This is a genomic window from Anaerotignum sp. (genome assembly GCF_030625865.1).
GTDB lineage: Bacteria > Bacillota > Clostridia > Lachnospirales > Anaerotignaceae > Chakrabartyella.
In genome coordinates this window covers 1-21,499 of the sequence record NZ_DAOUQB010000040.1, presented here as the reverse complement: position 1 = coordinate 21,499, position 21,499 = coordinate 1, and the positions used below count along the sequence as shown (strand labels likewise).

Here is a 21,499-nt window from a genome sequence, read left to right as displayed (position 1 = left end):
CTAAAATAATATGATATATACACACTTTATTTACACTTGTTTTTATATGTGCAGTATGCTATTATATATTTGAGGTGATATTATGACAGATTATAAAAATATGTATTTTCTTTTGTTCAACAAAATTACAGATACCATTGAAAGTTTACAAGAAATTCAGCAACAGGCAGAAGAAATGTACATAGCGCAAGAAGAAACTGCAATAACAACTATTGAGTTAACTGCAAAAGAATAAGCAAATAATTACAACTAAAAGCAAGAGGAACTACCTAATTTTATTTAGATAACGACTCTTGTTTTTCTTTAATATTGCAGAGATATGATAATCGAAATGTCCTCAAAGATAAAAAAACCCCGCAAACCTTGTATTTATAAGATTTGCGAGGTTTACGTTACTTTTAAAAATATGGAACAGAAATTTTTAAGTTTGAATATTTTTGAAGCGATTTGACAAAGGTTTTTATTATGAATAAAATAAAAAGGATAATGTCAAATTAAAAAAATTCGTTGTTAAGCATGGGGAGGGAAAAATGGATAATCAAGTAGTTATAAATGTTATTGTGCCAATAATCACAACATTGCTTACGAGTGCGGTTAGTGTATGGATAGCTATTTATATTTTTAATAAAGAATCTAAACATTCAAAAAATGAAATAAACGAGATTAAAGAAATTAATAAATGTAATGCTTTAGAATTTATTAATTTTGCTTGTGCTTCTCTAATCTTATTGAGAAATGAAAGTAGAATATTTAGCGGAGAATTAAAAAAGATAAAAGTTGAATTAGAAAAAATAACAATTGTTAATGAGACATTAGATGAGATTAAAACGAGTGATCTCCCCAAAATCTTTGTAAATGAATATCAAAATTGTAAAATTGTTTTACGCATTCTTGAAATTGAAATTAGAGCATTACTTGATGAGTTAGAAGCACCTGGATGTACGTTCGAAAAAGACTTTTTTGAAAAAATAGGTATTTCCAGAAGAACTCAACTTTTGATGGATACATATAGCAAATATAAATAGTTTATGGTTATTATAAAAAACAATCATTACAATCAAGATATTATTATAGCCTGTTTCAACCTATCAGAATTAAAATGGTAGAGTAACTGGGACGATTAATCAAATGAGTATGAAAATTTTATGAGATTTGAAAAAATAGTACGCTTTTAGTACGCTTTGATGATAAAAACCCCTACAAACCTAGATTTTTAAAGGCTTGCAGGGGTTGTGTTATTTATTCCCACTCAATCGTAGCAGGGGGCTTAGACGTAATATCATACACGATACGATTTACGTGTTTCACTTCGTTTACAATACGAACGCTAATGCGATCCAATACATCATAAGGGATTCTCGCCCAATCGGCAGTCATAAAGTCGGTGGTTGTTACACCACGAAGGGCTACAGTATAATCATAGGTTCTAAAGTCACCCATAACACCTACGGAACGAACATCCGTGATAACTGCAAAATATTGATTGATGCTACGGTCTAAACCTGCTTTTGCAATTTCCTCACGGAAAATGGCATCAGCATCTCTTAAAATTGCCAATTTATCTTCTGTCACTTCGCCAATGACACGAATGCCCAGGCCGGGACCGGGGAAAGGCTGACGCCATACCAAGGTTTCTGGTAAACCAAGTTCAATACCCATTTGCCTTACTTCATCTTTAAATAGTAGACGAAGGGGTTCTATTAATTCTTCAAAATCAACAACGGAGGGTAATCCGCCAACGTTGTGATGAGATTTAATAACAGCTGAATCACCTAAACCACTTTCAATAACGTCGGGATAAATTGTCCCTTGAACCAAATATTGAACTTTCCCGATTTTTTTAGCCTCATCTTCAAAAACACGAATAAATTCTTCGCCAATAATTTTTCTTTTTGCCTCGGGATCAGTAATGCCTTTTAACTTACTCAAGAATCGTTCCTGTGCGTTTGCACGAACGAAATGAGAATCAAAAAAACCATCAAATACGGATTCTACTTCATCGCCCTCGTTTTTACGCATAAGGCCGTGGTCAACGAATACACAAGTCAATTGTTTGCCGATTGCCTTAGAAACCAATGCAGCAACAACGCTGGAATCAACACCGCCGGAAAGGGCACAAAGTGCCTTGCCGTTACCAACTTGTGCTCTTATTTTTTTAATCTGATCTTCAATATAGTTTGTCATAGTCCAGTCGCCACTGCAACGGCAAACTTCATATAAGAAGTTGTGAAGCATGTTGGTGCCTTTGGGTGTATGATTTACCTCAGGGTGAAACTGCACACCATAAAAACTTTTTTCGGGGCATTCAATTGCTGCAGCAGGGCAGGTGGAAGTTTTACCAACAACGTGGAAGCCTTCCGGCATCTCTGTTACAAAGTCTGTATGGCTCATCCAACAGATTTCTTTTTTATCAATTCCCTTAAAAAGCTTGCTACTGGTGTCGAAAGTTACCTCTGTTTTTCCGTATTCACTCTTTTCGTTTGCATTCCCAACTTTACCACCCAGTGTATACGCCATCAGCTGACAACCATAGCATATGCCTAACACAGGAATGCCCAGCTCAAAAATTGCAGGATCGCAGTGAGGGGAAGTTTCCTCATACACACTGTTGGGTCCGCCGGTGAAAATGATACCCTTTGGATTTTTTGCCTTGATTTCCTCGATAGGCTTATTCCAAGGCATGACTTCACAATATACATGATGCTCTCTGACGCGGCGTGCAATCAGCTGATTATACTGGCCGCCAAAGTCTAATATGATAATCATTTCGTGGTTCATCATTAACCTCCATAAAATACTTCATTACCATCCGCTCATTTGAAAAGAAAAGCCGTCGAAAAGCTCCGACGACAGGTTCTTTGTTTATATTAGCATAGCCCACAAATATTGACAAGAGAAAAAAACTATGAAATAAGTTGCTTCTTTCTCAAAATCTTTGTAGGATATACTTTCCTAACCCGTTGACATGTTGTCGTTACTTTGCTATCATCTTTAAGTCATTGTCTTTTTTTACTTATTTTTTATATATTACCTACGAAAAAGGAGGGGGAAATATGGGTTTTTTCGAAAATCTATTTAAATTGAAACAAAATAATACCACAATGAAAACTGAAATATTTGCCGGATTAACTACATTTATGACAATGGCATATATTCTTGTTGTTAACCCGAGTATTTTAAGTGTAACGGGGATGGATGCTGGTGCACTTTTGACTGCAACTTGCATTGCGTCTGCACTGGGTACGTTATTTATGGCATTCTTTGCAAATTATCCTTTTGCACTGGCTCCCGGTATGGGGCTTAACGCATACTTTGCCTTTACCGTTTGCGGACAGTATGGCTATCCATGGGAAGTTGCTTTAGCCGCTGTTTTTGTAGAGGGTCTTATTTTTATTTTGCTTTCTGCTGTGAATGTAAGAGAAGCAATTTTTAATGCAATTCCTTCTAATATGAAAAAAGCAACCAGTGTTGGTATTGGTATGTTTATTGCGTTTATCGGTCTGCAAAATGCAGGCGTAATTGTTCCCAATTCCAGCGTTTGCGTAGGATTGGGCAATATTAAAAGTGTTTCTGTGGCATTAGCTTTAATTGGTACGATTATTACTTTGGCTCTGGTAGTGAAAAAAGTAAGGGGTGCGTTGTTCTTAGGAATTATTATTACCTGGGTTTTGGGTATTATTTGTCAGTTGACCGGAATTTATGTAGTGGATATTGATGCGGGGATGTATTCCTTGATTCCTCAGGGTATTGTTTCTACACCACCAAGCATTGCTCCCATAGCAATGAAACTGAATTTCCATGGCATCAAAATTCTTGACTTTGTTACCGTTGTTTTTGCTTTCCTGTTTGTAGATTTATTCGATACTTTAGGTACATTAATCGGTGTTTCTACCAAAGCAGGTTTTATTGATAAAAATGGCAAGCTTCCCCACATTAAGGGTGCACTGTTTGCAGATGCTTGTGCAACAACTCTTGGTGCTGCTATGGGTACATCCACGGTAACTACATTCGTAGAAAGTGCTTCCGGCGTATCTGACGGAGGACGCACAGGTATGACGGCGTTTACCACGGCAATTTTGTTCCTTGTGGCTTTGTTGTTTTCTCCTATTTTAACAACAATTCCTTCCTTTGCAACAACGCCTGCATTGGTAGTGGTTGGTCTGTTTATGGTTGAAAATATCAGAGATATTGATTTTAGTGATTATACAGAGGGCTTCCCTGCTTTTATGACAATTCTTATGATGGTCGTTGCCTATAGTATTTCCGAAGGTTTGGTATTTGGTGTAATTTCATATGTACTATTGAAGGTGCTTAGCGGAAGACAAAAAGAATTAAATCCTGTTATCGTAATCATAGGGATCTTATTCTTTATCAAACTGATCTTGGGATAAAAGTCTGATTGGGTTTATCAATAACAGGTTTTTAATCAGATTACTAGACAAAACTGTGTAGACATATATAAATAAGAAACGGATAGGAAAATAGGCGAGTTAGCTTATTCTCTTATCCGTTTCTTTATTCAGTGATTCTTGAGAAAGGAGATGAATGTGCAAGTGAAATTTAGTCGCCTGCTCATTTCTCGTGGGAATTTCTTGACAAATTTATTGTTAAAGAACTATTAGACTTCTAATATGACGGAGATGAAGTCACTGTAACAGGCGGAACTGAACTTACCGTCACGGATTCAGTTTTTATCGGTGCTAGGGGTTGAGCAAACGGAACATTAAGCCGAGACATAAAGTGTTGATAGGGCATTGTGAGGGAAAACCATCACGGAAAAAATTGTTGTTGTTTCTTGACGAAAATAATTCTATAATTGTTTTAGAACGAAAAAAGGATGAATTGGAAAGGCGGATATAAATGAAAAACTTATTGGTTGCCCAATCGGGTGGGCCCTCTGCAGCAATTAATGCTACTTTGTGCGGCGTGGTAGAAAAAGGTTTGGCAGACAAAAACATAGATAAGGTTTATGGGGCACAAAATGGCATTATCGGTATTTTGGCTGATAGAATTGTAGAGTTGAATACCATGCTCTCTGATCCTCAGGCTTTGCAGCTTTTATGTCAGACACCTTCCTCGGCACTTGGCTCATGTAGAATGAAGCTTTCCCATTGGGAAGAAAATACATATGAATTTGAGAAAATTATTTCCGTTTTTAGAAAGTATAATATTGGTTATTTTATTTATATCGGCGGAAATGATTCTATGGATACGGTGCATAAGCTTGCGGAGTATTGCAAGTTACATAAAATTAATGATATTTGCGTTATGGGTGCACCTAAAACCATTGACAATGATTTGATGGAAACAGATCATTGCCCCGGGTTTGGTTCGGCGGCCAAATATATAGCTACTACTTTTTCGGAAATTGCTTGCGACTGTAATGTATATGCCTTACCGGCGGTGACCATTGTAGAAGTAATGGGGCGGGATGCGGGTTGGCTTACGGCATCCTCTGTTTTAGGAAGGACCAATGGGGATGGAGCGCCTGATTTAATCTATCTTTGTGAGAAACCTTTTTCTGTAAGTAGTTTTTTGGAGGACGTAAGAGATAAGCTGGCGGAAAAACATGCGGTCATTGTTGCGGTTAGCGAGGGGATCAAAAGCGAAACAGGTGAGTATATAACAGACTGTCTTCAAGATAGAACAACAGACGCTTTTGGGCATAAAATTTTGGCTGGTGCAGCAAGATATTTAGAAGAAATTGTGCGTCAGGAAATTGGTTGCAAAGTAAGAAGTGTAGAGTTGAATTTGATGCAAAGGTGTGCGTCTCATGTAGCAAGTGGAGCAGATATATATGAATCCAGACTTCTTGGAATGGCGGCGGCAGATTATGCCATTTCCGGAGGAACGGGAAAAATGGCGGCAATCAAAAGAACATCTTCAAAGCCCTATCAATTTGAGATAGACTTTGTGGAAATAGAAAAAATTGCAAATCAAGTTAAGACAGTTCCTCTGGAATGGATTAACCAAGAAGGGAACGATGTAGAGCAGGAATTAGTTGATTATTTGCTCCCACTTATTCAAGGGGAGTTGCCATGTACTTACCAAAACGGTGTGCCTGTTCACTTTAGATTGGATTTAGTGAAATAATATCAGGCTGTTTGAAAATATAGCTCCTAAGGTATTATGATATTTTTGTATAAAATTTTCCAAAAGTGTACATACTTTTTTCGAGGTGGATTCTATGATGAAAAAAGTTGTACTTCTGGCCTTTGTTGGGTTTTTTCTATTCTTAGGGTTTGGCTATTTTTTATCGACAAAAGATCAGGAAAAACAAAATCCTATAGCCCAGGAACAAGCTGTTTCTGTTGCAAAAAATGAGGTTACGATTAAAAAAGAAGGTAAAATAATTTACCAGTATTATTATACAGTGGATGCAATTACAAAAGAAGAAGAGGAGCCGGTGCCTGATTTTTTGGAAGGCTTAAACCGTGAGCAGTTGCAAAGTATTTATACCGGATGGCAAATTGTTTACTTCTCTCCGGAAAAGGTGATATTGCGCTGTTCTGTTAAGGGAAAGAGCAGTGAGGTATTTTTGTTAAAGGAATATGAAGGATATTTAGCCGTTTTTGTTGAGGATCTCGATAAAAAAATGCGCCTGAAGGAAGTAACACAAGTGCCCATTTCGGTTTTGCCTGAGCCAGAACGCCAAGAACTCAAGGAAGGCATTTATGTTTTGGGTGAGGAAAATTTGGTTCGCTTGTTATCGGATTTTACAAGTTAATTTTATTTTTATACAATTTATGCTAGACATTTTTTGTCCCACATGTTATAATAAAAACGTGAAAACTCCCCAATATTTTCACATTGCGGTAAATCCGTAATCCCAATAAGAAATACCTTCTCTTTTTGGAAAAGGGCAGTCATCGGCAGGCTGCTCTTTTTCATTTGTGTTAAATTCGATGATAATTCAAAATTTTCTTCTAAAATAATATTTCCCAATAGGAGATTGGTTTATTAAGGGTATAATATTTTTACTTTGTTTTTTATGCTTTTGTGGTATAATTACCGCAATGAAAATGGAAGGAGATGGGAGTATGCCGAACTATGGCGACTTTTCTTGGTTGAAGAATATTCCATATTTTTGTTCTCAAGCGATTTTTAGCGATGAAACCATAAATTATCGCATGCCATCAGAGCCATCCCAATGTGACACCGTTACCATTACCCTGAGGGCGGGAAGGGATATTGTACTGCAGCCGTATTTGTGTACAGAAAAAAGTCGTTTGCCCATGAAAAAAATGCGGGCAAGCTTTGTTTTTGACTATTATCAAGTTGAATTACCACCTTCTGCTGAGACAGAGCGTTATTATTTTTCCATTGAAGGAGAGGGATTTACCCTTTACTATACAAAATATGGTGTATTTGAAAAATACCAAACCGAAGGCTGGTTTGAGTTGTTGAAAAATTATTATACACCCCAATGGGCAAAGGGAGCAGTAATATATCAAATATTTCCCGACCGTTTTTTTAATGGAGATAAAAAAAATGATGTTTTAAGCAATGAGTATATGTATTTGGGAAAGCCGGTAAAACGGGTGGAGGATTGGTTCTTAAACCCAGAAGTGGAGGATATCCGCAATTTTTATGGTGGGGATTTACAAGGTATTTTGGAAAAAATGGATTATTTGGAGGATTTGGGGATTGATGCAATTTATCTAAACCCGATCTTTGTGTCCCCCAGTAATCATAAATATGATATTCAAGACTATGAGCATATTGATCCCCATCTTGGTGTGATTGAGGTGGAAGAGGGCGCATTGCTCTTTGGTTCCGAAGAAAATGGGGAAGCAACGAAATATATTACACGTATTACCAATGAAATCAATTTGGAAAAGAGCGATATACTTTTTGCCACATTAGTGGAAGAAGCCCATAAAAGGGGTATTAAGGTGATTATTGATGGCGTGTTCAATCATTGTGGCGCTTTTCATAAATGGATGGATCGAGAGGGTGTTTATATCGGCAAAAGCCAGGGTGCTTTTTGGGATAAAAACAGCCCTTATCATCCCTATTTTTATTGGAATCAAGAGGGAAACAGTTACGAAGGCTGGTGGGGGTATGAAAACCATCCCAAGTTAAATATAGAAGGGTGTCCAGCACTGCGCCAAGAGATATTAGAGATTGCTAGGAAATGGGTGTCGCCGCCTTTTTGTGCCGATGGATGGCGATTGGATGTAGCGGCGGATTTGGGGAAAACAAAGGAATTTAACCACATTTTTTGGCGGGAATTTCGTAATGCAGTAAAGAAAGCCAATCCCAATGCCATTATCTTGGCGGAGCATTACGGGGATGCGAAGCCGTGGCTTTTTGGCGACCAATGGGACAGCATTATGAATTATGATGCATTTATGGAGCCTTTGACCTGGTTTTTCACAGGGGTATCCAAGCATAGTACCGACGCAAGAGATGATTTATACAACAATGCCGATGTTTTCTGGGGCAGTATGATTTATCAAATGTCAAAACTGCCCATACAAGCCATAGCTACAGCAATGAATGAGCTTTCGAATCATGATCATTCTCGTTTTTTGACACGTACGAATCGACAATTAGGGAGATTGGAGGAAAATGGTTCCGCTAGCGCAGAGGAAGGTGTTCACCTATCGGTGATGCGAGAGGCTGTTTTGTTTCAAATGACATGGATTGGTTCTCCCACCATATATTATGGAGATGAGGCAGGCGTTATGGGATGGACGGATCCTGACAATCGCAGGCCTTATCCTTGGGGGAGGGAAAATCAGGAGTTGATTGCCTTCCACAAAGATTGTATTCGTTTGCGAAAAGAAAATGAAGCGTTGCGTTTTGGTTCTTTCAAACAATTATTTGGCGAATACGGTGTGATTGGTTACGGAAGATTTACGGAGCAGAATCGGTGCGTTGTCGTATTGAACAATGGTGATTGTAAAAAAGAAGCACATGTCCCCGTTTGGCAAATTGGGGTAATGGAAAAGGGAAGAATGAAAGCGCTGCTCACAACAGATGAAAATGGGTATCATACCAAAAGTGAAGGATTTGTCGTGGAAAACGGACATCTACGGTTGGTGTTGCAGCCTAAAAGCGGGATTCTTTTAAAGGAAGTGTAGAAATGGAATGGAAAATATTATTCGAGGATGAGGCAATGCTTGTTGCCAGAAAGCCTCAAGGAATGCCCACTCAGGGGGACAAAACAGGAGATTTGGATTTGCTTTCTGCTTTAGAGGCATATTGCGGACATTCTCTTGGTTTAATTCACCGTTTAGATCGGCCTGTTGGCGGACTGCTTGTTTTTGCGAAAACAAAAAAAGCGGAGGCGTCTTTTGCTAAGCAGATGCAGGCGGGATTTTTGGAAAAACGGTATCGTGCGGTTCTTTGCGGTAAATTACCCGAAGAAAAAGGAACTTTGGTTGATTATTTGAAAAAAAATATGCGAACAAATCTTTCGGAGGTTGTTTCATCGAAAGAAAAAACAGGAAAAAAAGCTGTTTTGCATTATGAGGTTTTGCAAGCAAAAAAGGAAGAAAATCAGGATTTGAGTTATGTGGAAATACGATTGGAAACAGGCCGCCATCATCAAATTCGAGTGCAGACTTCTCATGCAGGTGCACCTATTTGGGGAGATAAAAAATATAACCCATTATTTCAAAAAAGGGGACGAACGGAAATTGCCCTTTGGGCCTTCGCATTAAAAGGGTATCATCCCATTACAAACCAGCCTTGGTATTTCGAAGAATTACCGGTGGAAGGAATTTTTCAGCTTTTTATTGGAAAAAGCTAAAACAAGCTTTGCATTTTCTTACTTTGTGTATTATAATGTGGGTATCAAACAGACATGAGTGACGTAGGGAATGGAAACTTTTTTTGAAAAATAGTTTTAGGTATCCCCTTGTTATTTCTTTCGTATAATTTATTAAATATGGAAAAAGAATAGAAGAACTGAAAAGTTCTTTTATTTTAAACATAGCATTAGCAATCACAAGCGTTAATGGCTAACAAGTTAAGGAAGGTGAAGAACATGGAAGGTAAATTCACAAAAAAAGCACAAGAAGTTTTATCGAGAGCCCAAGAGGCGGCGTTGAAATTAGGAAATAAGTATGTAGGCACGGAACATATTTTGCTGGGGCTGACGTTGGTACAGGAAAGTGTTGCAGCAAAAGCATTGGAAATACAAGGGGTAACCTATCATCAGGTTATGGATAGAATTGTTGCACTAAACGAATATAACAGGACCTTTTATGTACCTGCGGATTATACACCAAGAGCAAAGAGGGTGGTGGAATTTAGCTTACAGGAAGCAATGAAATTGGGGACAGGTTATGTTGGTACGGAGCATATGTTGATTTCATTAATTCGGGAAGAAGACAACATTGCAACTAAAATTTTGGTGGAATTAAATATTAACCGTCAGCAGGTGTATGCAGATATTATGAATATGCTGGGCGCCGGTGACAACGAAACGCCAGGGGTCAAAGGAATGAACTCCAATGGGGAAGAAAATGAAAAAAGCACAACGGAAACCTTAGATAAATTCAGCCGTAATTTAACGGAAATGGCAAAAAACAACAAATTTGACCCCATTGTTGGCAGAGATTTGGAAATAGAGCGTATTATTCAAATTTTGAGCAGAAGAACAAAGAATAACCCTTGTCTCGTAGGGGATCCCGGTGTGGGCAAAACTGCAATTGTAGAGGGGTTAGCGCAAAAAATTGCCGACGGTAATATTCCTGAGGTATTGAAAAACAAAAAAATTATTAGTTTGGATCTCTCAGCTGTGATTGCAGGTTCAAAATACCGTGGAGAATTTGAGGATAGAATGAAGAAGGCACTGACAGAAGTGCGTGCAGACGGCAATATTATTCTTTTTATTGATGAAATTCATACCATTATCGGAGCGGGAGCGGCAGAAGGTGCAATTGATGCTTCTAATATTTTAAAGCCTTCCCTTGCGCGTGGAGAGATACAATTGATTGGTGCAACCACATTGGATGAATACCGCAAGCATATTGAAAAAGATGCGGCATTTGAACGTCGCTTCCAGCCGGTAAAGGTTGAGGAACCCAGTGAGCAGGCTGCAATTGCTATGCTTCGTGCCCTTCGTGACAGATATGAGGTACATCATAAGGTAACCATTACCGATGAAGCGGTGGAGGCAGCGGTAAAGCTTTCTACGAGATATGTAACAGAACGCTTTTTGCCCGATAAAGCCATTGATTTAATTGATGAGGCTGCTTCCAGATTGCGCTTAAAAACCTATGCTACGCCAATCGCCGTAAAGGATTTACAAAAGAAATTGGCGGAAATGGAAAAGGAAAAAGAAGAATCCATTATTACAGAGGATTTTGAAAAAGCAGGTGAAATTAAAAAACAGCAGGATGCTTTGCGCACCGAATTAAAGGAAGCCCAGAAAGAGTGGGAGAAAAAGAACGATGTCAACGACCATACGGTTACCCCTGAAGAGGTGGCTGAAGTTCTGTCCCGTTGGACAGGAATTCCTTTGCAAAGCATAAAGGAAGAAGAAACAGCAAGATTGCTTGCTTTGGAAGATACTTTGCACAAAAGAGTGGTTGGGCAAGAGGAGGCGGTTAAAGCCGTAGCCAGAGCAATTCGCCGCGGTCGTGTTGGACTGAAGGACCCGAATAGACCCATTGGTTCATTCCTGTTTTTAGGTCCCACAGGTGTGGGTAAGACAGAGCTTTCCAAAGCCTTGGCACAGGCACTTTTTGGTGATGAATCCTCTATGATTCGCATAGATATGTCCGAATATATGGAGAAGCACAGCGTAGCCAGAATGGTAGGGGCGCCTCCGGGATACGTTGGCTATGAAGAAGGGGGTCAGCTCAGCGAAAAGGTCCGTAGGAATCCATATTCTGTGATTCTTTTTGATGAAATTGAAAAAGCTTCTCCCGAGGTATTTAACGTCCTTTTACAGGTTTTGGATGACGGACATATAACCGATGGGCAGGGAAGAAAGGTAGACTTCAAAAATACGGTTATTATTATGACTTCAAATGCCGGAGCCAGAAGCATTGTTGCACCGAAAAAGCTGGGCTTTACCAGTGTGGAAACAACGGAGCAAAGCTATGAGGCAATGAAAAAAAGCGTTATGGACGAAGTGAAAAATATCTTCAAACCGGAGTTTATCAATCGTATTGACGATATTATCGTATTCCATCCTTTGGAACAAAAGGATATTGTGGATATTGTAAAAATCATGGCAAAAACACTTTCTGATAGAGTGAAGGAAAATATGGATATTACGTTGACCTTTACCGATAAGGCAATTGAAAAAATTGCAGAAGTTGGCTACGACAAGGCTTATGGTGCCAGACCCTTGCGTAGAGCATTGCAAACAAAGATTGAGGATGCTTTTGCCGAGGAATATTTAAGCGGAAATATCCAAGGAGGCAGTAAAATATCCGTGGGTGTAAAAACAAATGGATTTTCATTCAGAAATGTTAAATAATTGGTTTTTTACCTTTTAAAATAATAAATTTAGTATATACCAAAACCTTGTTTTGTGTTATAATCAACCTATTCCAAATGAAGAGAGAAATTTGGCGAAATTTAAGGTTTTATTTCGAAAGTATATTGTATAAAGTGATTTTTTGGGAGGTAGCGTAATGGCTGTAATCGAAGAATTGATCCGTCGGGAAGAGGATGGTAGCATCAGCTTCGGCAACTATTTAATGGAAGAAAAGAAAAAGGTTTTGGATTTTGAGGTGCAAGGAGATCTTTACAAGGTTAAAACATATAATGAAATTACCAAGTTGGAAAAGAATGGAAAAATGCTAATGGAGGTAGTGCCTGGCGCTACCATACATAAATTTACTTTAACTGAAGATGGTGCTTATTTCATGGTGGAAGGTCACGAGGACGTGCAGTTGACATTGGAAATGGAGCCAGCTACGGATTATAAAATTTTGATTGATGATGTTAATGTAGGCAAAGTAAAAACGAATATGGCTGGCAAGGTAACCGTAAGTGTGGATTTACAAAATAATATGCCATATGTGAAGGTTCAAAAGATTGGTTAATCAATACAAAGTGGACTGTATGAATATACAGCCCACTTTTTCTGAATACAGATTTTTCTGTGGCAGGGAGTGGAGATATGAAGACAAAAATCGTATATGTTTGTTCATCTTGTGGATATGTAAGTCCAAAATGGGCAGGGAGATGCACAAGATGTGGAGAATGGAATACATTTGAGGAGAGAGAGGAAACGAAAGGGCAGAAGGGGCAGTCTTTCTCTAAGGGAATGGCGAAAGCTTCTTCTAATCAGACGGTTTCTCGTTTATCTGAAGTAGAAATTACGGGAAATGAACGTTTATTTACCAATATTACCGAGTTTGACCGTGTGATGGGTGGCGGTATTGTCAGAGATTCTGTTACTATTATCACCTCTCCACCAGGTGGGGGAAAATCTACTCTATCTTTAATGGTTGCCAGCCAATTAGCAAAGGCAGGAAAACGTATTTTATATGCTTCCGGTGAAGAAAGTGATAGCCAAATCAAAAGCAGAGCCGACCGTATACTGGAAAAGGTGGAGGATAATATTTGGATTTTGGCAGATACTTCTATGGATCGTGTGCTGGAGGCAATTACTGAAGTGGATGCGGATTTTATTATTTTGGATAGTATCCAAACCTTTGCTTTGGCAGAATTTTATCCCTCCAGAGCAGGAAACCCTACCCAAACTATGGAGTGCGCCTCAGCATTGGTGCAATGCGCTAAAAATAAAGCCAGACCTCGAGCTGTTTTTATGATTGGGCAGATGAACAAAAACGATGAAATTGCAGGATTAAGGGCGTTGGAGCATTTGGTTGATACGGTACTGATTTTGGAGGGAGAGGGCGCAGAGGAGTTAAGAAGTTTGATTGCCTCTAAAAACCGCTTCGGCAGTACGGGGGAGATGGGTTTCTTTGCCATGACTGAAAAAGGGCTTTCCTCCATCGACAATCCATCGGAATATTTTGTTACCAAACGAAAAAAGGAAGATGCGGTTTCCGGAAGTGCCATAACTGTTTTAAGGGAAGGCTCCCGTGCTGTGATAGCGGAAATTGAAAGTTTGGTTTCCAATTCCTTTACGCCGTATCCTTCCAGAATTAGCGAGAATATGAAAAAAGATACGTTAAATACACTTTTATCTGTATTGGAACAGCGTGGTGGGATAAAACTATATGATAAAAATGTAGTTGTGAAAACAACAGGCGGCTTGTATTTAAAAGAGCAGGCTGCAAATCTGGCGGTGTTGATGAGTATTGTTTCCGGAGTTAAAGATTTTCCTCTGCCATCAGACTGGGCGTTTATTGCTGACGTTGGATTGACGGGGGAATTGAAGAAAATCCCCGCAATAGAGGGGCGCATTCGGGAATTAGATAGAATGGGCTTTTCAAAGGTATTTGTAGCATTTGAGGGAGCCAGAAAAGTAAAATTGGATAATTTGGAAGTAATTGAGTGCAAAAACCTAACACATTTAATGGGAAAAGTATTTCCTCGTGGGAAAAAATGACGGTACATATAAGTTTTGCTTATATAATTCTCTACAGATTTTTAGTTTACGAATAAGCTAACCTATATTATAATAGTAAACAAGGTTTTCAATTGTAAACCGAGGGTTTTGATTAAAAAGCATAATGATTAAGGAGGTATAAAAATGCAGGAAGTACAAATTAAGAAGTTTAAAAAGGTGCTTGTAGCAAACCGTGGCGAAATTGCCATTCGTGTGTATCGTGCTTTAAATGAGCTGGGCATCCAGACTATAGGTATCTTTTCCAAAGAAGATAAATACTCTCTTTTCCGTACCAAAACAGATGAGGCGTATATGCTGAATCCCGAAAAAGGACCTATTGATGCATATTTGGATATTGACAATATCATTAAGATTGCAAAGGCAAAGGGCGCAGATGCCATTCATCCCGGCTATGGCTTCCTTTCCGAAAATCCCGATTTTGTTTCCGCTTGTAAAAAAGCAGGGATTGCTTTTATCGGCCCTGAGGTTGAAGTTATGTATGCCATGGGTGATAAGATTTCATCCAAGCAAATGGCAATTGAGTGCAACGTGCCAATTATCCCAGGTGTAGATCATGCGATCCGTGATTTGGGCGAAGTGATGGAGGTTGCAGAAAAAGTTGGTTATCCTGTTATGCTGAAGGCAAGCAACGGCGGCGGTGGTCGTGGTATGCGTATTGTAAACAGCTCTCAAGAGATGCCCAAAGAATTTGAAGAAGCAAGAAACGAAGCGAAAAAAGCTTTTGGCGATGATAAAATTTTCGTAGAAAAATATCTTCGTAATCCCAAGCATATTGAAGTTCAGATTTTGGGAGACAAATATGGCAATGTAGTTCACCTTTTTGACCGTGACTGTTCTGTACAAAGACGTCATCAAAAAGTAGTGGAATTTGCCCCTGCCTTTACAGTAAGTGATGGGGTTAGAGAAAAGATTTTCAGTGATGCAGTTCGTTTGTCAAAGCATGTTGGTTATAAAAATGCAGGCACACTGGAATTTTTGGTTGATGCAGATGAAAACTACTATTTTATCGAAATGAACCCCAGAATCCAGGTAGAGCATACCGTAACAGAAGAAGTAACGGGAATTGATATTGTTCAGGCGCAGATTTTGATTGAGGAAGGCTACGCTTTAAATGCCCCTGAAATTGGAATTTCTTCTCAGGAGGACGTTGCTTCCAACGGTTTTGCAATTCAGCTGCGTATTACGACAGAGGATCCTGCAAATAACTTCTTGCCGGACACAGGAAAAATCAATGTGTATCGTTCTTCCGCAGGTAAGGGCATTCGTTTGGACGGCGGTACTGCATATACAGGTGCGGAAATCACACCTTATTATGATAGCTTGCTGGTTAAAATTATTGCTCATGACAGACGTTTTGAAGGAGCGACGCATAAGGCAATTCGTGCCATCAAAGAAACAAGAATCCGTGGTGTAAAAACCAACATTCCTTTCCTGATTAATGTGCTGAAAAGCCAGACTTGGAGTGATGGAAAATGCACTACAACTTTCATTGAAAATACTCCAGAATTGTTTCATATTATTCCTGGAAAGGATCGTGCTACAAAAATTGCAGAATTTATCGGTAATAAAATTGTAAACGAGTCTAAAGGAAACAAACCGGAATTTGAAAAAATCGATCCTCCTTCTTTTGGCAAAAACGAGGATGGCTCTACCTTTGAGGTAAACGGCGCAAAGAATGCTTTCTTGAAAATGGGAGCAAAAGATTTTACTCAGAGTTTGATGAAAGAAAAACGCCTATTTGTTACAGATACAACTATGCGTGATGCCCATCAGTCTTTGATGGCAACCCGATTGCGTACGAACGATTTGATTGTTGCGGCACCTGCAACCAACATGGCAATGGAAAAGGCTTTCTCTGTTGAGGCCTGGGGCGGTGCAACTTTTGACGTTGCTTATCGTTTCTTAAAGGAATCACCTTGGATTCGTTTACAGCAGTTGTCTAAGGCAATGCCAAATACCTTAATTCAGATGCTTTTGCGTGCTTCCAATGCCGTTGGATATGCAAACTATCCAGATAATGTGGTGCAGGAATTCATTAAAATTTCTGCGGAAAGAGGCGTAGACGTTTTCCGTATTTTTGATAGTTTGAACTGGGTTGAAAATATGAAAATGCCTATCGAAGAATCTTTGAAGACAGGTAAAATCGTTGAAGGTGCAATTTGCTATACAGGTGATATTTTAAATCCTAAAGAGACGAAATACACACTGGATTATTATGTTCGTAAGGCAAAAGAATTGGAAGCATTGGGCTGTCATATTTTTGCAATCAAGGATATGGCAGGTTTATTAAAGCCTTACGCAGCAAAAGAATTATTTACAGCCTTAAAATCTGAATTGAATATTCCATTGCATCTGCATACCCATGACACAACGGGAAATGGTGTAAGCACTGTTTTAATGGCAGCAGAGGCAGGGGTAAATATTGCCGATTTGGCAATCCAGTCTATGAGTTCTTTAACCAGCCAGCCTTCCATGAATGCTGTTGTTGAGGCATTAAAGGGTACAGAAAGAGATACAGGCTTGGATACAGAACAGTTGACAGAATTAAGCAGATATTATGAAGGTGTTCGCCAAATTTTCACAGGCTTTGAAAGCGAAATGAAAACACCTAATACGGAAATTTATAAATATGAAATCCCCGGTGGTCAGTATTCTAACTTACTGGCACAGGTAAAGGCTATGGGTTCTGCAGATAACTTTGAGGAAATTAAACATCTGTATAAGCAAGCGAATGATCTTTTGGGCAACATCATTAAAGTTACACCTTCTTCCAAAGTTGTTGGTGATATGGCTATCTTTATGTCCAAGAACGGTTTGAATAAAGATAATATTTTGACAGAGGGCAAAGATTTGTCTTATCCCGATTCTGTTGTGGACTACTTCATGGGTAACATTGGTAAACCTGAAGGTGGGTTCCCTAAAGAGTTGCAAAAAATCGTATTAAAGGGTAAAAAACCCATTGAAGGTAGAGCGGGTGCATTATTGGCTCCTGCGGATTTGAAGGAAATTGAAAAATATTTGCTTGAAACCCATACTATGAAGCGTATCAACTCAAGAAATATTATTAGTTACGCTATGTACCCTAAGGTATACGATGATTACTGCTATCATTGGGAATATTATACAGATGTTTCCAAATTAACCAGTGATGTTTATTTCTTTGGTTTGGCAAAAGGTGAGGAGACCTCTATCGAAATTGGAGAAGGTAAAAATATCCTGATTAAATATATTGATATGTCTGACCCGGATTCCGAAGGATTCCGTAGCCTTACTTTTGAAATAAACGGTGCAATGCGAGATGTAAAGGTTCTGGATCAGAATTTGGAAGTAAAGAGCGACCGTAGATTAAAAGCGGATAAAAATAATCCCCATCATCTGGGGTCTTCTATCCCTGGTACAATCAGCAAGATTTTTGTGAAAGAAGGGGACGAAGTAAAGAAAAATCAACCGTTGCTTACCGTTGAGGCAATGAAGATGGAAACCTCAATTGTAGCAAAAGAAGACGGTGTGATTGACAAGATTTATGCTGTAGAAGGAGAAAAGGTAAGTCAAGGTGATTTATTGGTATCCTTTGTAAAAGAGTAATAAAAAACGTATAAAATGAAAAAGCCGCACAGAAATGTGTGGCTTTTTTTATGAGAAAGCAAAGTTCAGAAAGAATTACAATGAAAGGAAATATTGAGTCAATGAATTTTTCTGTATTCTCGTCTGTTAAACATCAAAAAATTCAATGAGAATCTCGATTTCGCATTCGCCAATTCCAGCTGTTAAAGTTATTTCTCCTTCTGTAACAACTGCATAATCAATGGTCAGAGTATTTCCGGCTAAAGAAACTCCTGTGGGGGCTGTTGTTAAAGTAACAGGATAATCGGGTATCAATGTAATATAACAACTGCCAGCCAGTGTTGTAGCGCTTTGTTTGGTTATAGTAAAATATTCATTGCTTATTTTTGTTACAGTTCTACCTAAATCCGGAGGAATGACATCGATAGATACATCTTGAATAGGAATACAGGGTTCGGGTGGAGGACAAATGCAATCTTCAAATAATTCTAATTTCTTAATTAGAAGCAATTCCAAAAGGGTTACGGAATTAATTGTTTTTTTAATAGATGTGTTTGTCAACAAAATATTTGTTGTATAATCATCTTCATCTTCAACAACTTTTTGTAGTTTTTCACCTTCTGCATTTAAGATATGTGAAATTGCGGCTTCCTCATAAGCTACGGATTCTAAGATGTCTGTAATTGCTTGAAAACGGGTTATATTACTTCCAATTATTTCGGGCATTCCCATAGTACCATCTCCTAAAATAGTGTATAAAATAGTGTATAAAATAGTGTGAGACAACCTTTATATATTATATTGTATACACAAAGACAATTTATGTGAGGAGAAAATAATACTGTTTTTGGGGTATGGTAACAGGAATAGAGGGGCAGAAGCCGCAAAAAAATAACAGTGATAGGCATAGCAATTGTGCCTTTATCACTGTTATAATTTTTTGTTTTTGCGTGTTAATGGAGCTTTTATTTCCCGATGGATTTTTTATATGCTTCAACATCAGCATCGGTCAAGGGTTTTAATTCTTCGGCATCTTTCCATCTAACCCAAATTCTGCCTTGTAAAGCGGGAATATCCAAGGGTGCATCCATGGAATCTTTATCAATACCTACAACGGTATCGTTATCCCCATTAAACATAATTTCAAAGGGTTTTTCTACACCGTTTTCAAAAACAAACATTTGCGTGCTGTAAAAATTCAGATAGCCGGCTTCGCTTAAAAGATATGCCTCTAATTTTTCCAAGGAAGGAAGGGTAACAACATACCAATTTCCGTCGGAATCGGAGTAGTCGTACAGTTGATATCCTGTAAATTCCAACTCTTCTTCACCGGTTGCACGCTTATCGGCATTTGCTGCACCTTTTAATGCCAGAGGCTTTCCGTTTTTACCATCACTCAAAATTTCTGTTCCGGGAAGAAAACAGTCTATGAAGCTATTTACTTCTTTTTCTTTAAGTTTGTCTTTCACTATGGCAAAGTCACCATTGTCGTAAGAAAGACTACCAAGTTCGTATAAAAAATCTTTCAGTGTTTTAACCATTTCCAGTACCTCCAAAAAATAGTAAATCCTAGTCTATCTAACATTTAATAATATTTTGTTCATTCTGTCAACATCTATTCTAATTTTATCCTGCGCTAAAAAAAAGATCCGGTACTTTTCCGCCAATAATTGTATCTACCAGCATAATTTTTTTTGTCAGTGTAATTTTTTCAGAATAAAGGGGATTAACAATTTGAATTTCAAGGCTTAAGTTAATCCAAATTTTATAATTGACTTGATTGATTCCTGCGGTTACAAAAGAGGTTTCATAATCCGAGTTTATTTCGCCTCCAGGCATCAAAGTGAAAGGAATTTGTGGCCCCCAATTTGCAAAAAAGTTGGAGTTTGAAGCGGCACCCAGAGGAATCTGAATTTTTTCGTATGGCAGGGTTTGCATGGCAGTGTTAATTTTTTTGTTTAGGTTTGCGCAAAATAGATTGATTTGCTGGGTATTTGTGCTGTATGTAGGATTTTCGCTGTCTGTTGCAATGAGAAAATCTTCACAGGAGAGGGATTGCTCATTCATCATATCTTGAATACAGTTGTTAATAATGTCATTTGCAAGAGCCGTAGAACGGTTATGTGAAATTTCTTGCAAGGAGGGGACAATTTTTTTTTCCATATGATATAAGACTAAAATCGTAAGAAAAAAAGTACAAATAAAAATAAGAGAAAGCGTGAGCATGCCATTCTTTTTTTTACGTTTTTTCTTCTTCATTTTATCACCTCCTCAAACTAAGATATGAAGGAAAGTCTTAGAATATCAAAGAGAAATGCACAGGTGATTCTTGAATGGTTTTTATGCAAAATACTGGATTAAGATTGTTGTAAAGAAATTTTTCTTTTCCTATTTGTTGATTTCTGCTATAATCATATTGAATTAAAGGGGGTTTATGTATATGAGTGAAACGCATCAAAGGAGACGTCCTCCTGATGGCTCTTCAAGAAGCAGTTCGTCTTCACGCTCAACTCGCCCAGGTCAAAAGAAGAAAAAGCGGCGCAAACGCAAAGGTGCAAGCAAATTTTTTAAGGTGCTTATAGCGATTGTCGTGATTATCGGTTTTGCTGTTGTGGGCGCTGGGTTAGGAACAGTATTTGGTATCCTAAAAGGCACGGATATGATTAATACAGCGGATGTTACACCGGAATCTTATACTTCGCTTATATATGATGCCAATGGAGTAGAATTTGATAAACTACATGGGGATGAAAACAGAGAATATGTTAAGTTAAGTCAAATTCCTGAGTATATGCAAGAGGCTGTTATCGCCATTGAGGATGAGCGTTTTTATGATCATAATGGCATTGATTTCAGAGGAATTATGCGTGCTGCGGTGCAAAATGTTAGAACATTTAGCTTCTCACAAGGTGCCAGCACACTTACGCAGCAGTTGATTAAAAACGAGGTATTAGACGATGAAAAAACGTTGGTAAGAAAAGTGAAAGAGCAGTATCTAGCAGTTTCTTTGGAAAAATCTTTGGAGAAACAGCTTGGAACGAAAAAAGCGGCCAAAGACTATATTCTGGAATTATACCTAAATACCATTAGCTTAAGCCATGGATTGAATGGCGTCGAGGCAGCGGCACAATATTATTATGGGAAACATGCGGCCGATCTTACCTTGGCAGAAAGTGCATCTATAGCCGGAATCACCAAAAATCCCAGTCTATATGCGCCTGATTCGAAGCCTGAATACAACAAAGAACGCCAATTGACCATATTGCAGAAAATGCTGGATTTGGGATATATTACGCAGAGTGAGTATGATCAGGCCTCCGCAGAGGATGTTTATGCAAATCTGGTGTGCAGTGATGCAGAAGACGAAAATGCAACGGCGAATCATAATTACTTTGTGGAAGCCATGATTGATCAGATTGC

The 21,499-nt window shown here is 38.4% G+C and carries 16 protein-coding genes; 12 read left to right on the top strand and 4 right to left on the bottom strand.

Annotated elements, in window-relative coordinates:
* Window positions 1–82 precede the first annotated feature (82 nt).
* Together P9Q65_RS10765 and P9Q65_RS10760 are read left to right on the top strand one after the other, a co-directional pair.
* The gene (locus P9Q65_RS10765) at window positions 83–235 is read left to right on the top strand and encodes a hypothetical protein (RefSeq protein WP_304509427.1); all 153 of its coding nucleotides are present in this window, start codon (window positions 83–85) and stop codon (window positions 233–235) included.
* Between the two features lie 295 nt (window positions 236–530).
* The gene (locus P9Q65_RS10760; protein ID WP_304509426.1) at window positions 531–1,025 is read left to right on the top strand and encodes a hypothetical protein; all 495 of its coding nucleotides are present in this window, start codon (window positions 531–533) and stop codon (window positions 1,023–1,025) included.
* A gap of 214 nt (window positions 1,026–1,239) precedes the next feature.
* Here P9Q65_RS10760 and guaA read toward each other — a convergent pair whose 3' ends face one another.
* Window positions 1,240–2,778, bottom strand: a complete 1,539-nt coding sequence (gene guaA, locus P9Q65_RS10755) for a glutamine-hydrolyzing GMP synthase (RefSeq protein ID WP_304509425.1) — start codon at window positions 2,776–2,778, stop codon at window positions 1,240–1,242.
* Window positions 2,779–3,053: 275 nt separating this feature from the next.
* Here guaA and P9Q65_RS10750 point away from each other — a divergent pair, with 275 nt between their 5' ends.
* The 9 genes from P9Q65_RS10750 (at window position 3,054) to P9Q65_RS10710 (ending at window position 18,100) form a co-directional block, all read left to right on the top strand.
* Window positions 3,054–4,391, top strand: a complete 1,338-nt coding sequence (locus tag P9Q65_RS10750; protein ID WP_304509424.1) for an NCS2 family permease — start codon at window positions 3,054–3,056, stop codon at window positions 4,389–4,391.
* 469 nt (window positions 4,392–4,860) lie between these two features.
* Entirely contained in the window at window positions 4,861–6,093 is a 1,233-nt protein-coding gene (locus P9Q65_RS10745; RefSeq protein WP_304509423.1) for a 6-phosphofructokinase, read from the top strand.
* Between the two features lie 94 nt (window positions 6,094–6,187).
* Complete coding sequence (locus P9Q65_RS10740) at window positions 6,188–6,727, top strand: hypothetical protein (protein WP_304509422.1); 540 nt, start codon at window positions 6,188–6,190, stop codon at window positions 6,725–6,727.
* A 313-nt stretch (window positions 6,728–7,040) separates the two neighbouring features.
* On the top strand, window positions 7,041–9,089 hold the full coding sequence (locus P9Q65_RS10735) for a glycoside hydrolase family 13 protein (protein ID WP_304509421.1): 2,049 nt from the start codon (window positions 7,041–7,043) through the stop codon (window positions 9,087–9,089).
* 2 nt (window positions 9,090–9,091) lie between these two features.
* A complete protein-coding gene (locus P9Q65_RS10730; RefSeq protein WP_304509420.1) occupies window positions 9,092–9,760 on the top strand; it encodes an RluA family pseudouridine synthase in 669 nt (222 codons plus the stop codon).
* Between the two features lie 237 nt (window positions 9,761–9,997).
* Window positions 9,998–12,445, top strand: a complete 2,448-nt coding sequence (locus tag P9Q65_RS10725; RefSeq protein ID WP_304509419.1) for an ATP-dependent Clp protease ATP-binding subunit — start codon at window positions 9,998–10,000, stop codon at window positions 12,443–12,445.
* Window positions 12,446–12,602: 157 nt separating this feature from the next.
* Window positions 12,603–13,016, top strand: coding sequence for an endosialidase (locus tag P9Q65_RS10720; RefSeq protein WP_304509418.1), 414 nt, complete (start codon window positions 12,603–12,605; stop codon window positions 13,014–13,016).
* 77 nt (window positions 13,017–13,093) lie between these two features.
* Window positions 13,094–14,494, top strand: a complete 1,401-nt coding sequence (gene radA / locus P9Q65_RS10715) for a DNA repair protein RadA (RefSeq protein ID WP_304509417.1) — start codon at window positions 13,094–13,096, stop codon at window positions 14,492–14,494.
* Between the two features lie 144 nt (window positions 14,495–14,638).
* A complete protein-coding gene (locus P9Q65_RS10710) occupies window positions 14,639–18,100 on the top strand; it encodes a pyruvate carboxylase (RefSeq protein ID WP_304509416.1) in 3,462 nt (1,153 codons plus the stop codon).
* Between the two features lie 126 nt (window positions 18,101–18,226).
* Here P9Q65_RS10710 and P9Q65_RS10705 read toward each other — a convergent pair whose 3' ends face one another.
* The 3 genes from P9Q65_RS10705 to yunB form a co-directional block, all read right to left on the bottom strand.
* A complete protein-coding gene (locus tag P9Q65_RS10705; RefSeq protein WP_304509415.1) occupies window positions 18,227–18,811 on the bottom strand; it encodes a hypothetical protein in 585 nt (194 codons plus the stop codon).
* Between the two features lie 233 nt (window positions 18,812–19,044).
* Window positions 19,045–19,620, bottom strand: a complete 576-nt coding sequence (locus P9Q65_RS10700; RefSeq protein WP_304509414.1) for a hypothetical protein — start codon at window positions 19,618–19,620, stop codon at window positions 19,045–19,047.
* Between the two features lie 85 nt (window positions 19,621–19,705).
* Window positions 19,706–20,338 (bottom strand): sporulation protein YunB, encoded by a 633-nt coding sequence (yunB, locus tag P9Q65_RS10695; RefSeq protein WP_304509413.1) that lies wholly within the window; start codon window positions 20,336–20,338, stop codon window positions 19,706–19,708.
* A 181-nt stretch (window positions 20,339–20,519) separates the two neighbouring features.
* Here yunB and P9Q65_RS10690 point away from each other — a divergent pair.
* Window positions 20,520–21,499 (top strand): transglycosylase domain-containing protein (locus tag P9Q65_RS10690; protein ID WP_304509412.1); only part of this gene is annotated, 980 nt, incomplete at its 3' end.

Bases quoted from the DNA above. Each gene is read 5' to 3' on its own strand.
- P9Q65_RS10765 (WP_304509427.1), top strand. From the start codon at position 83: ATGACAGATTATAAAAATATGTATTTTCTTTTGTTCAACAAAATTACA.
- P9Q65_RS10740 (WP_304509422.1), top strand. From the start codon at position 6,188: ATGATGAAAAAAGTTGTACTTCTGGCCTTTGTTGGGTTTTTTCTATTC.
- radA (WP_304509417.1), top strand. From the start codon at position 13,094: ATGAAGACAAAAATCGTATATGTTTGTTCATCTTGTGGATATGTAAGT.
- P9Q65_RS10730 (WP_304509420.1), top strand. From the start codon at position 9,092: ATGGAATGGAAAATATTATTCGAGGATGAGGCAATGCTTGTTGCCAGA.
- P9Q65_RS10750 (WP_304509424.1), top strand. From the start codon at position 3,054: ATGGGTTTTTTCGAAAATCTATTTAAATTGAAACAAAATAATACCACA.
- P9Q65_RS10725 (WP_304509419.1), top strand. From the start codon at position 9,998: ATGGAAGGTAAATTCACAAAAAAAGCACAAGAAGTTTTATCGAGAGCC.
- P9Q65_RS10700 (WP_304509414.1), bottom strand. From the start codon at position 19,620: ATGGTTAAAACACTGAAAGATTTTTTATACGAACTTGGTAGTCTTTCT.
- P9Q65_RS10710 (WP_304509416.1), top strand. From the start codon at position 14,639: ATGCAGGAAGTACAAATTAAGAAGTTTAAAAAGGTGCTTGTAGCAAAC.
- P9Q65_RS10760 (WP_304509426.1), top strand. From the start codon at position 531: ATGGATAATCAAGTAGTTATAAATGTTATTGTGCCAATAATCACAACA.
- P9Q65_RS10735 (WP_304509421.1), top strand. From the start codon at position 7,041: ATGCCGAACTATGGCGACTTTTCTTGGTTGAAGAATATTCCATATTTT.
- yunB (WP_304509413.1), bottom strand. From the start codon at position 20,338: ATGAAGAAGAAAAAACGTAAAAAAAAGAATGGCATGCTCACGCTTTCT.
- P9Q65_RS10745 (WP_304509423.1), top strand. From the start codon at position 4,861: ATGAAAAACTTATTGGTTGCCCAATCGGGTGGGCCCTCTGCAGCAATT.
- guaA (WP_304509425.1), bottom strand. From the start codon at position 2,778: ATGAACCACGAAATGATTATCATATTAGACTTTGGCGGCCAGTATAAT.
- P9Q65_RS10720 (WP_304509418.1), top strand. From the start codon at position 12,603: ATGGCTGTAATCGAAGAATTGATCCGTCGGGAAGAGGATGGTAGCATC.
- P9Q65_RS10705 (WP_304509415.1), bottom strand. From the start codon at position 18,811: ATGGGAATGCCCGAAATAATTGGAAGTAATATAACCCGTTTTCAAGCA.